Genomic DNA, 12903 nt, shown 5'->3' with positions numbered 1-12903 from the left:
ATATTTAAAATGGTATTCAGTAAATGGTTTAACAGAGGTAAATCCTCGTAACAATGTATGGATATGAAAGGGAAATATTATGAAAAACACAAACACCAGAAGTGGTCTTGCAAAAAGACTTGCTGCAAGCGGGCTCTCGCTTTGTCTTGCAGTTTCGGCACTGCCTACAGCAGTATATGCGGGGGGCATGAAAGCGGTAAATGAGATAAGCTACAAGGAGACCCTTGAAGATACTCATAACCCCTACAGAGGTTTTTATCAGGCTTTTGAGATCAGTTACAAGCGTGATAAAACCAACTGTAAAGCTCAGAAATCGACTCTTGAAGATATTGATGAGCTTGCGTCGAAATATCAGCTCGTACATTTGCTGATTGATCTTTCCGATTTCTCCAAGCAGAACAGAAAAGGTGAAAATCCTGTAAGCCATTCCGACGATGCAAATATCGATCCTGCAAATGACGATGTTGAAAAAGCACTGGGAGAGCTTTTGGAAAGACTGAGAAATAACGGTCAGAGCGCTGTTATTCGCTTTGCCTACGACTACAAATACAACGGCATCACATCTGACGGAGTTGACAAAAAGGGCAAACCTTATTACAGAACTGTATGGGAACCCACCGATGACAGTATCATCGAACAGCATCAGGAAAAAGTCGGCGCGGTCATCAGTAAGTACACCGATGTTATCGCTGCGGTGGAATGCGGCATCATTGGTCCATGGGGAGAAATGCATACCTCAGACCGCACGGATGCGAAAAGCGAAAAAAAGATAATCGGCAAATGGCTGGATGTACTTCCGAAGGATATGACAGTCAATGTTCGTAAACCCAGCGATTTCTGCGCATGGAGCGGAGTGGATCTGGAAAATATCGATAAATATACTGCCAAGGTTGGCACCGACGCTTACAGGATAGGTATGTACAATGACGGCTATCTCGGTTCGGTCACTGACCTGGGCACTTATGAGGACAGAGACAAAGAGATAAAATGGCTCACCACCCAGACCGACCACACACTTTTCGGCGGTGAACTTGTTCTGTGGGACGATGAGGAAGGCGGTACTCCGCTGAATAATATTGCCTTTTTTGAAAAAGAAGGTTTCAAGACCCACACCTCATATCTCAACAAGGACTGGCATGATGGAGTCATGGACGGTTTCAGAAGCACTACATATAACGGCGGTGATTCACTCTATAAGGGCAAGACTTCCGAGTTTGATTACCTCCGCAACCGTATGGGATACAGGTTTGTTGTACGTGATGTTCGCATGACCACCGAACTTTCTGCCGATGAGAATTTTGAACTTGAAACTAACATCGAAAATGTTGGCTTCGGCAACCTTTTCAAAAACGAACAGACCTCTGTTATCATCAAGGGCAATGGTTTCGAGAAAGAGTTCAGTCTGTGGGATCTCGATGCTGACAAGGGTGAAAAGGCTTCAAACTACGCTGCACAAAATTGGAAGAGCGGTACTTCACTTACCGACAGAAAGTCAAATATCATGTCAGCCGAACTTGATCTGCCTGACGAAATGCCCGAGGGCAATTATAAAGTGTATATCAAGATAGCCAACAGAAAAGATGGAGAAGGCGAATACCCGATACGCTTCTCGAATGCGGGCAGCAATGTATATGATACTGCGCTTAAAGCAAACTTCGTGGGCAGCTTCAAGGTTAATGCACCCATTGAAGATGATACGCTCACATACCCCACAAATATCAAAACCACATACAGCGAACAGTACCATCAGGTAAGATTTACATGGGATAAAGTTGAGGGTGCTGACAGATACGGCATCGCAGTTTATCTGGCAGGGAAGTGGAGAGTTCAGGCACAGAACATAACCGCTAATTCCTACACTACCCCTAAGAATCTTACTCCCGGAAATTCCTACAGAGTAGCCATCGCGGCAAGAGTGAACGGCAAATGGGATACCGCAAACGCAATAAAACATTCAGGTACTGTTACCATAAAATGATAGGCAGATATTAATTTATTTTTTAAGATGCAAAACGGATAGCCGATATTATCAAATGGCTATCCGTTTTTTATGAGAAATTTGAAACGCCCTAACGGATACGAAATGTATCCGTAGGGCGTTATGTCTTATGTTGCTATTTACGGTAAAAAGTATAACTTACTTTTACGAATATCAGTCCATCACTTTATGGTAACGGTCACAGCATTTTTGATAGCGTTTATAGTGTCCCATCTGCCGCCTACTCTTGCAGCGACTGCGACTTTGTAGCTCTTTCCCGGAGTGAGATTCTTGGGAGAAGTGTAAACTGTAGCGGTTATATTCTGTGTCTGTATCCTCCACTTGCCTGCAAGGTATACAGCTATTCCGTATCTGTCCGCACCCTCGACCTTGTCCCATGTAAATCTAACCTGGTGATATTGCTCGCTGTATGCGGCTTTGATGTTCGTGGGATATGTGTTGGTGTTTTCAGGCTCTTCGCTATCTGTGCCAAGGCGTTTATAGGTGTTCTTGCCATTGTTTTCGATGACCGCATAATTCCCGTTGCCGCTGACAACGGTTTTGGGAGCATTAACATTTACCCAGCCGTCACCATTGGGAAGATAAGTATTCTCAGGTAATTTTTTGAAGTTTTTGCCGAGAGTGAGAGTGCTGAGTTTTCCGCAAAGGGTGAACATATCATTCATATATATTACATTGCTTGTATCAAAGCTGCTCAGGTCAATGGAAGTCAGGCTGGAACATCCTGCGAACAAAGCGTACATTTCCTCTACTTTACGTGTATCAAATCCGCTCAGATCGATCTTTTTCAGATTGCTGCAGCCATTGAACATACTGTACATATATATAACACCGGAGGTGTTGAATCTGCTAAGATCAAGTCTTGTCAGACCTGTGCATCCATAGAACATACTGCCCATATTTGTAACAGAACTTGTATCAAAACCGCTTACATCAATGCTGGTAAGCTTACTGCAGTTCAGGAACATACCGCTCATCTTTGTGACTTTGCCTGTATCAAAATTTTTCAGATCTATAGAGGTCAGGCCTTTACATCCATAGAACATAGCGGACATATTTGTTACATTGCTTGTATCAAAACTACTCAGATCAATGGAAGAAAGACTGCTGCAACGATAGAACATATCCTCCATATTCGTGACCTTGCTTGTATCAAAACTGCTTATATCAAGTTTTGTCAGAGCAGAACATTCGGAAAACATGGAGCTCATATTGGTCACATTGCCGGTATCAGCTTTTGAGAGATCTATCGAAGTGCAGTTATTGTAATAGAAAAAAAGCGTACTGCTGTTCTGGGGAAGAATCGTTCCTTTTTCCGCTACAACAGTTTTTACTTTTCCATCATATTCATAACCGAAATCCTTTAATGCATCACGATCAATTTCTCCTTTGAGGGTAAGCACACCTGTTGTCTCATTAAAAGAGTAGCAATCTGCCTCGATCTCAGCGGCTTGTGCGGTTATATTCTGTGTTATGATCGGCGCACCATAGCTTACTGCACCTGCTGTTAAACATAATGACATTACAACTGCTAAAATTTTTTTTGCCTGCATAATTAAGCCTCCCGATAAATTAAGTTGGATATATAATATATCAGTAAATTATAGAATATTATATCACGCGGCAAAGTTTTTGTCAATATTTTTGACATATTTCCGCCTGCTTTCGTGGCTTATACATAATTGAATACGATATTAATGTACACTTTTGATAATTATCCAACAATTGCGATCTGTATGAAATACAATACTTCACCTGAGACTGTTCTGCCAAAACAAAAGGGGCTGTTGCAGCCCCAACAAAGAAAAAGACGCCTGACACACCAAAAAGGTAGTGCCAGGCGTCTCATTTTGTGGTATAATGTAATTGCAAATATAACATCAAACCAACGAAAGGATTGTACCACAAAAATGAGAAATTGTCAAGTGCGTCTTAACATGAATTATGAGATCTACATCGAAGAAAGCTCACCTGTCAGAGTATTGAGCAATGTTATAGATGAGATCTATCAAAAAGAAGAATACACTATTGTAAGCAAGTGGAATGGTGCCATACCCGAGGATATCATGATGAAGATATTCATCTATGGCTACATGAACGACTCTTTTTCAAGCCGTAAGATCGAACAGTTCTGCAAAAGGGATATCCATTTCATGTGGCTTCTCGATGGCTTTGGAGCTCCGGATCACAGCACTATCTCACGATTTCGTCAGAAAATGGGAGAACAGATCGAGCGTGTGTTTTACGCTGTTGTAAAGTATCTTTTGAATATGAAAGAGATAAGCGGCGAGAACCTGTTCATTGATGGCACCAAGATCGAAGCTAATGCAAACAGATATACATTCGTCTGGAAAAAGGCGGTCTCAAAAAACGAACAGAAACTGCGAGTAAAACTGCCTGAGATACTTGATGAGATAAATTATGCTTATGGTGTGAGATTCCCCGAAAATACAGGAGTATCGGATATGATCTCGACCCTGTCATCTCTTATGATAAAATTCGGTATTGAACGAGTTTACGGAAAAGGACATCATAAATCAGTATATCAGAAAGCACTTGAAAAGCTGGAAGGATATCGCGATAAAATGGCACAGTATGACTATTACAACAGCCTTTTTGACGGAAGAAACAGCTTTTCAAAGACAGATACCGATGCAACATTCATGCACATGAAGGAAGACCATATGAGAAACGGTCAGCTGAAACCCGGATACAACATACAGGCAGCGGTGGAAGGCGAGTATATTGTAGGTATAGACGTTTCAAGCGAACGGAGCGATGTAAATACGCTGATCCCGTTTCTGTCAAAGCTCAACGATCTGGAGTTGTTTGTATTGAAAAACATCATCTGCGATGCAGGATATGAGAGCGAGGAGAACTATCTTTATCTCAGATCACATAACATGACCTCATACATAAAACCCGTAAATTATGAGCAGAGCAAAAAGCGGAATTATCGTACAAAATACGGCAGACCCGAGAATATGGAATACCACGAAATGGGCGATATTTTCGTATGCAAAGCCGGCAGGATACTTTGGAGAGTCGGGACTAAACACGAAAAAAGCAAGACGGGATTCGTTTCCGAAAAAGCTATGTACAGATGTGAAAGCTGCGAAGGTTGTCCCTACAAACAGAACTGTACAAAAGCAAAAGGAAACAAGACGCTGTCTATATCGCATAAGTTCAAAGAACTGAGAACAGAAAGCCTGGAAAATATAACGACCGAATTCGGAAAACAGCTCAGAATGAACCGAAGCATACAGGCTGAAGGCGTATTCGGAGTACTGAAACAGGATCATGGCTTCAGAAGATTCCTGTGCAGGGGAAAAAACAACATCAGAACTGAGTTCCTTTTGCTGGGACTTGCATACAACATAAAGAAGCTTTTTGCTAAGATCTCAGAAAACCGACTTGGAATTTCTCTTTTTGAACTGAAATCAGCATAAAACCAGCAGAACATTACACCCCAGAGTCCTCTTTTTTGAAGAGGGCTTGGGGGTGTGCGCACTGAAACAGCTTATTTCACCAGTAAATATGTTTTTTTACTCTGATGTTCGGATATGGTTAGAGGGTGCTGCGATTGCAACACCCCCCTTTAAAAGTGCTGTTATGATCAGCTATGAGTTTTTGGTGTATTAACCAATGCTCCAGCTGTCGAGTGTTGCGTTGCCGCTTGCTACGAAGTACAGATCCTTCTGACCGCTTACGGAATTAATAGCTGCAACAGTGTTTTCGCTCATAGAGCCGTTGAGTTCAACATAGCCAATAACATCGCCTGAGGGGCTGCCTGTGCAGACCTTGATAACGGTGCCGCTGCCTGAACCCTTGATGGTGATGGTGTTGACGCCCTTGCTGAAGTTAACGCCGCTAACCTTGAGCCAGCTGCCTGACTTCATGGAAACAGTAGTATTTCTGAGTCCGTTTACCTGAACGTCATCGGACTGGTTGGACATTGTTTCAGCCTGAACGGTTGTGTAGGGGTTGAGCCATTCGATCTGAGAAACGCCCTTCATATCACCGCTGCAAGAGAGCTTGCCATTGCTGAAGGTGCATTCATTGATCTGAGTTGAACGATAGTTACCGTCTGCTGACAGCTGTCCGTTACTGCTGTAGACCTTTATGTTTTCAGCCTTGATCTTGCGGATAGCATACTGACGGCTGTGGTAAGCAACATAGTACTTGCCCTTGAAGTAGATGATAGAGTGGTGGTTGTTACCGCCGTTGTCTATTCTCTGTGAACCTGTGTTCTTGAATACATTACCTGAAAGCTTCCATGAATTTGCATCCAGAGGAGTCTTGGAAGTCATGTAAAGAATGTCTGCGTTTCCGAAGTTTACTCCGTTTATTGTCTGGTTTCCTACGTTCCAGTTAGAGCAGTAAGAATAATACCAAGTATCACCGATCTTGATAACGCTCGAGTCTTCAAAGAGGTAAGGGATATTCATGGAAACGGGGGTGCCTGCAAGAGAGATCATATCATTTCCGAGCTTAACAACACGGCCTGTGCCGGGAGTAGCTGCAGGAACACCGTTCTTGCGTCCGCCGCCGAAGAAGAGATAAGCTTCATTTGTATTCTCATCGTAGTATACACCGGGGTCGAACATCCACTCAACGTTTGAGCAGTTGGGTGAGTTGTGTGAAAGCAGTGCATGACCAAGAGGATCGCTCCAGGGACCTGTGGGGCTGTCAGCAGTTACAACGCCGATACCGCCGCCGCTGTTTGCGAAGTACAGGAAGAACTTAGGCTTGCCGTTGATCATCTTCCAGCAGGCATCGGGAGCCCATGCAGCACTTGCCCATGAACAGCAGCCGTTCTGAGTTCTGCCGTTTCTTGCAGCTATAGGTATAGCACCATGGTCTGTCCAGTTTACCATATCTGCGGTAGACAGGCAGTTGATGGTACCTGAGTTATAGGTGTTTTCCTGATACTGACCGTCAGATCTGGTCTCAAATGCGTCGTTAGTTGTGTAGATATAAAGTCTGCCGTCGTAAACCATCCAGCCGGGGTCAGCGCCGAAACGTGTAGTAGAAATAGGATTGTTCTCTCCGTCATACTTATAGCTCTTGCGTATATTGATGTTTTTGAATTTAGCTTCCATAGCCGATACATCTACAGCCTTTGCTGCGACGGGGAATTCGGTTATACGATTAGTGATGAACTGCTTGAGGAGATCAACATCCTCGTTTTCAAAAACGCCGCTCTGATCAACATCGGCAGCTTTTTCGGCATTCTTATCATCGAATCCTCTCAGCATACCACGCTCTGAAAGAACAATATCCATTGCATCGATATCGCCGTCAAAGTTGATGTCGCCCAGGAGCATTCCGCCTTTACCGGTCTTACCGGAACTGCCTGAACTGCTGGAACCGCCTTCTGGTCCGAGTATGCCTGTGCCTGCTACCGCACCGATAACTTCGTCAATGTAGAATGAAGTAGTAGAGCTGTCAGTCTCAACATAGATCTGCATATTTGATGCGCCGGAGGGAAGCTTGTAGTTTGTGTTTGCAAGCTGTGTCCACTGACCCTTGGTGACTGTTTCTGTAGCGATCTTATCGTAATAAGTTGTGCCATCGGAACCGTCATACTGAAGTGTTAAATGGAACGTATCAGTGTCATATCCATCCAGATAGGAAACTATAGCACTGAAGCTGTACTCTGTACCTGCCTTGAAGTTACTGCCAAGCTTGTAGGAAGCTCCTTGCCAGGCACTCGTTCTGTTAGATACATAAAGTGAGCTGCTGCCAACGAATGCAGTATCGCTGCTTGAAGCTATGCTTGCGGAACCTCTTGCCGAGAATCCGTCAGTCGTGCCTTCAAATCCGAAATTGAAGTACCAGCCGTAGGTATTGGGCTGGTCATAGACAGCGGCCTGCGTGGTGACAGGGACAGTATATTGCGGTACAGCTGCTGAAAAACAGCTCAGTGCCATCAATACTGCCAGGATCTTCTTATGTTTTTTCATAATAATCTGACCATCTCCTTAAAAAGACCATAATTGTTGATTAACGTATGATATAGAATAGGCTAAAAAAGAATAGGCTAATTAAAAAAGAATAGGCTAAAATAACATATAGTTATATATTCTAACCATATTGTACAACAATCCCTATGTTAATTTCAACCTACGATTTGCAGATTTGGTTGAAAAAATGAAGATTTGTGTTGAACATTTTTGGAAATATGTAGTATTTTTAAAAACGATAAACGCTATGATGTATGTACATCTTCATTGTTAAAACAGATATAACAGGGGACTTGCGTTCATGATCGCGATAGCGGTGTGGCAATAGAAGCCAATGAACCATTTACCCTACCAAGAAAAATTTTTGTTTTCATATTTGATATCTTAGTTAATATTTTTGATAAATTCTACATTTTTCCCACATATTTCTAAAGAAATTGGATTGACATTGTTCAAGTTTCGTGATAGTATAATGGTGTGAAAATTATGGTAACTGATTAAAAGATATGATCTGTAGTCTGATCAGAAAAAGGGATATATAATAAAAATAAAAGGAGAATCGATATGAAAAAGTTTTTTTCAGCAGTTACGAAAGCTGCATTGACAGCTGCTCTATGCACATCGGCAACTATCATTGCGCAGGCAGACAATCCGATCGTGCAGACATCTTTCACACCTGATCCCGCGCCTGTCGTTATCGGCGATGAGCTGTATGTATTTACAGGCTGTGACCGCGAAGGCAACAATGATTTCTACTACATGACAGGCTGGCAGTGCTTCTCCACAAAGGATATGAAGAACTGGACAGACCACGGCAGGATACTTGAGGATACTTCGTTCTCGTGGTGCAACAAGAACGACGCATGGGCTTCACAGTGTATCGAGCGCAACGGCAAGTACTATTTCTATTTCACCACTACCAACAAGAGCGGCGGAGGACGAGCTATCGGTGTTGCAGTTGCAGATTCACCCGAAGGCCCATACAGAGATCCTTTGGGGAAACCGCTGTGCGGTCCTAACTGGGATTATATCGACCCGACTGTTATCATAGATGATGACGGTCAGGCGTGGCTGATGTTCGGCAACCCGAAATGCTACTATGTAAAGCTGAAAGAAGATATGGTAACGCTGGATGGTCAGATCAAGCAGTTCGATATGAACACACAGCAGTTTGGTTACAGCAGTGAAAGAAGCACTTCCTACGGTGAAGGCCCCTGGATATACAAGCGTAATAACCTTTACTATCTTGTGTGGGCATCTTTTGTTGACGGTTACGGCGGAGAGAGCCAGTGCTATGCAACAGGTCCTTCCGTTACCGGTCCCTGGACATACCGCGGCGTGATACAGCAGGGATCAAACTGCTTCACCACTCATGGAGGTATAATCGACTATAAGGATCATTCTTACTTTTTCTATCACAAGAACGGTCTCCCGGGGGGAGGTACGTTCAACAGAAGTGCTGCCTGTGAGGAATTCACATACAACGCTGACGGTACTATCCCTGTTGTGAAGCCAACAAACAGCGGTCCTCAGCAGCTCGAAGCTTTGGATCCTTTTGAGAGAGTAGAGGCTGAAACTATCTGCTGGAGCGAAGGAGTCAAGACCGAAAAGGACGATAACGGTTCCGTAAATGTGGGATATATCAAAAAAGGTTCTTACATAAAGGTCGCAGGCGTTGACTTCGGTGAAGGAGCTGATAAGTTCACGGCTTCCGTTGCTTCTGCAGAAAACGGCGGATACATCGAACTTCACCTTGACAGCAAGACAGGACCTGTTGTGGGTACACTTAACGTCGGCGATACAGGCGGCTGGCATAACTGGAAAGAAGTATCCTGCGATGTATCGGGTGCTGAAGGCGAGCACGACCTCTACCTTGTATTCAACGGCGGCGACGGATATCTTATGAATATCGACTGGTGGAAGTTTGGCGGTGCAGGTGCAAATTCATCGGGTACAGACACTTATATTTTTAAGAATACATTCGAGGGCAAGCTTGACGGATGCTCGGACAGAGGCGGCTCAAAAGTTGCTTTAAGTACAGATGAAGCTTATGAGGGCACAGGTTCTGTATACTGTACAAACCGTTCATCTTCATGGCAGGGTGTCGGCAAGAGCCTGAATTATAAATTCAAAGCAGGGGAGAGCTACAGCTTCTCGGCTATCGTAAAGTATAACGAAGGCGCAGCTTCCACAAAATTCCATCTAACACTCCAGTATACGGGTTCGGACGGTGAGACTTACTATGATAAGATCGATACCGCGAACGTTTCAAATGGCGAGTGGACACAGCTTGCGAATACAAGCTACAAGATACCGAGCGGAGCCAAAAATCTTCTGGTATATGTGGAGACAGAGGGAGACGTAAGTGATGATAAGACTGCCACAAATTTCTATGTAGATAATTTCTTTGCGGCGGCAGACGGTACAGTTATAAACGGACCACAGGCTGTGGTCGTATCTCAGCCAACGGTTTCATATGTACCGGGCGACAGCTCGGCAGATCTTACATGGTCTGCTGTTCCCGGTGCTGAAAAATACGCTGTATGCGTTTATTCAAACGGCAAATGGCAGAAGATCGCGGAGACTGGCGGCAATTCTTACACACTTAAAGGACTTCTGTCAGGATTCAAATACAAAGTTGCTGTCATTGCGATGACAAATGGCAAATGGAGCAATGATTTTTCAAATATGATCGCTGTAACTCCCACTGGCGACAGCTATCCATCTATAAACTATATCGCATACAACGATGTTTATCACCAGTTCCAGCTGAGATGGAACCCTGTCAGCGGCGCGACACAGTACGGCGTTGCGGTCAAGCTGGGCGGCAAGTGGAAAGTTCAGGCTTACACTGATAATGTTATCTTTACGTCACCCAAGCTCAGACCAGGAAGTACCTATGAAATGGTCGTTTGCGCCAAGGTAAACGGCAAGTGGGATATAAGCAACATAAATGCCAGAGCTTTCAGGGTAACGGTTAAGTGATAAGTGCCCTGTAAGCATTCAGCCGAGATAAAGATCCTGCTCCGTAGATCACTCGGCAATAATTAATATGGTCTATAAAGTTCCGTATATCGGCACTTTTTAGAATAGAAGAACAAATCTATGATCTATAGCACACCAGATCAGAACGGAGGAAATTTTATGTCAAGTTCAAAAAAGATAGGGAAAAAATTTTTGTCGGTACTGTCATCTGCAGCACTGGCAGCATCCTGTCTGGCTCTTGTGCCGACAGCTCCCGCGCTTGCCGTTGAAGCAGCAGGTGAGAGCAGTTACATCTTCCATGATACTTTTGAAAGCGGAACAGATAACTGGTCCGCAAGAGGAAGCTGTAATGCAGCTGTGAGCAGCAATGCAACGTATAAGGGTTCAAAAGCACTGTATCTTTCAGGAAGAACAGCTGCCTGGAACGGCGGACAGAAATCCCTTAGTACCACTACATTCGTACCCGGAAGAAGCTACGCATTCAGTGCCTGCTTTGCAAACCTTACGGGTTCCGATCCTACTGAATTCAAGCTCACACTCCAGTACAGCCTTAATGGCACTGCAAGCTATGACAAGATAGCTCAGACTTTTGCAAACCGCGGCGAGTTCGTTCAGCTCTATAATGCGGAATACACTATCCCCGCAGGGGCTTCCGATCTCGTACTGGTAGTTGAGACTACTGAGGAGACCTGCGACTTCTATGTTGATGAGATCATTGCTGCTCCTGCAGGAACAAAGATCGACGGACCTACATCAAAAGTAGTAATCAGCAAGGGTCCAAGAAGAGGTGACATCGACCTAGACGGTGATATTACGGTACTTGACCTTATCGAACTGAAGAGAGGTATGATAAGAGGATTTATTAACAAGACCGCAGAGACTAATGCAGATATAGATCAGAGCGGCGTTATCGATGAAGATGATGTATCTGCGCTCCAGTCATATCTTGTAGGTGCGATCACGGAATTCCCTGTGGTAAATAATCATCTTTCAATGAAGGATTTCACCGATAAGGTAAAGAATACCATAGTTGAAAAAGAACCTGATTCTGCAAATCGTTCAAAGAGCGGCGTAACATACGGTCAGATACAGAAGAAGAGCTACTATTCCACCACCTGCAACAGACAGAAGGATGTAAATATCCTTCTTCCTCCAAACTATGATCCCAACAAGCAGTATCCCGTAATGTACATCATGCACGGCTACTATGAGGGCATCGACAGAATGCTCACAAAGGGAAATGCTGAAATGCATACACGCGAGATGATAGGCAATGCTATCGCTGAGGGTGCAGCTAAGGAAATGATCTGCGTATTCCCCGATGTGTTCTCAAGTCCTACTCTAAGAGCCTGCACAGGTATGGACGAAACGAACAATCAAGCATACGATAACTTCATAAACGATCTCACCAAGGATCTTATGCCCTATATGGAGAAGAATTACAGTATTCTGACAGGCAAGGACAACACTGCTATAACAGGCTTCTCAATGGGCGGACGTGAGTCTCTCCTCATTGGCATGAAGAGACCCGATCTCTTTGGCTATATCGGTGCAATATGCCCTGCACCCGGAGTTACAGGTTCCTTCAACTGGAGCGCTGATAATCAGCCTTACTTCCTGATGATAACAGGCGGAAGCGACGATACTGTAGTTTACGACAATCCCAAGAACTATCACAACAACTTCGATAAAAACGGTGTTCCTCATATCTGGCACTATGTAAACGGCGGCTACCACGGTGATAACTGTATAAGAGCTCATCTTTACAACTTCTTCCGTATAGCTTTCCAGAACTAAGGATCAACACAAGCAGATCAACGATAATTTACCGGCAAACAAAGTCCTGCACATTTCGGGCAGGACTTTGTTCATTGTTTTCCGATCAGTTTGTGAGACTATTCCGTGACAAAAAGAGGCAGCAGTGTTTTTTTACTGCTGCCTTGCTTTTTACTG

Annotated in this window: 6 protein-coding genes; 4 read left to right on the top strand and 2 right to left on the bottom strand. The window is 44.0% G+C overall.

Annotated elements, in window-relative coordinates; genetic code table 11:
- The first annotated feature begins 79 nt into the window (after positions 1–79).
- A complete protein-coding gene (locus N773_RS0107810; protein WP_024857270.1) occupies positions 80–1978 on the top strand; it encodes a DUF4832 domain-containing protein in 1899 nt (632 codons plus the stop codon).
- Positions 1979–2160: 182 nt separating this feature from the next.
- Here the strand turns inward: N773_RS0107810 and N773_RS21175 are convergent, their stop codons facing one another.
- Positions 2161–3552 carry a BspA family leucine-rich repeat surface protein gene (locus tag N773_RS21175; RefSeq protein ID WP_024857269.1) on the bottom strand — a complete coding sequence of 464 codons (1392 nt, stop codon included), beginning with the start codon at positions 3550–3552 and terminating at the stop codon, positions 2161–2163.
- Between the two features lie 357 nt (positions 3553–3909).
- On the opposite strand from N773_RS21175, the gene N773_RS0107800 reads away from it, so the two are divergent.
- Positions 3910–5448, top strand: coding sequence for an IS1182 family transposase (locus tag N773_RS0107800; RefSeq protein WP_043537850.1), 1539 nt, complete (start codon positions 3910–3912; stop codon positions 5446–5448).
- 189 nt (positions 5449–5637) lie between these two features.
- Here the strand turns inward: N773_RS0107800 and N773_RS0107790 are convergent, their stop codons facing one another.
- Complete coding sequence (locus N773_RS0107790) at positions 5638–7965, bottom strand: family 43 glycosylhydrolase (RefSeq protein ID WP_024857267.1); 2328 nt, start codon at positions 7963–7965, stop codon at positions 5638–5640.
- Between the two features lie 564 nt (positions 7966–8529).
- On the opposite strand from N773_RS0107790, the gene N773_RS21170 reads away from it, so the two are divergent.
- Both N773_RS21170 and N773_RS0107780 read left to right on the top strand, forming a co-directional pair.
- Positions 8530–10950, top strand: coding sequence for a family 43 glycosylhydrolase (locus N773_RS21170; RefSeq protein ID WP_024857266.1), 2421 nt, complete (start codon positions 8530–8532; stop codon positions 10948–10950).
- Positions 10951–11109: 159 nt separating this feature from the next.
- Positions 11110–12747 carry an alpha/beta hydrolase-fold protein gene (locus N773_RS0107780; protein ID WP_024857265.1) on the top strand — a complete coding sequence of 546 codons (1638 nt, stop codon included), beginning with the start codon at positions 11110–11112 and terminating at the stop codon, positions 12745–12747.
- Positions 12748–12903 lie beyond the last annotated feature (156 nt).

The sequence above is a fragment of the Ruminococcus albus AD2013 genome (genome assembly GCF_000526775.1).
GTDB classification, from domain to species: domain Bacteria; phylum Bacillota; class Clostridia; order Oscillospirales; family Ruminococcaceae; genus Hominimerdicola; species Hominimerdicola alba_A.
The sequence above is the reverse complement of the archived record's forward strand: the minus strand, read 5'-3'. Positions and strand labels throughout refer to the sequence as shown.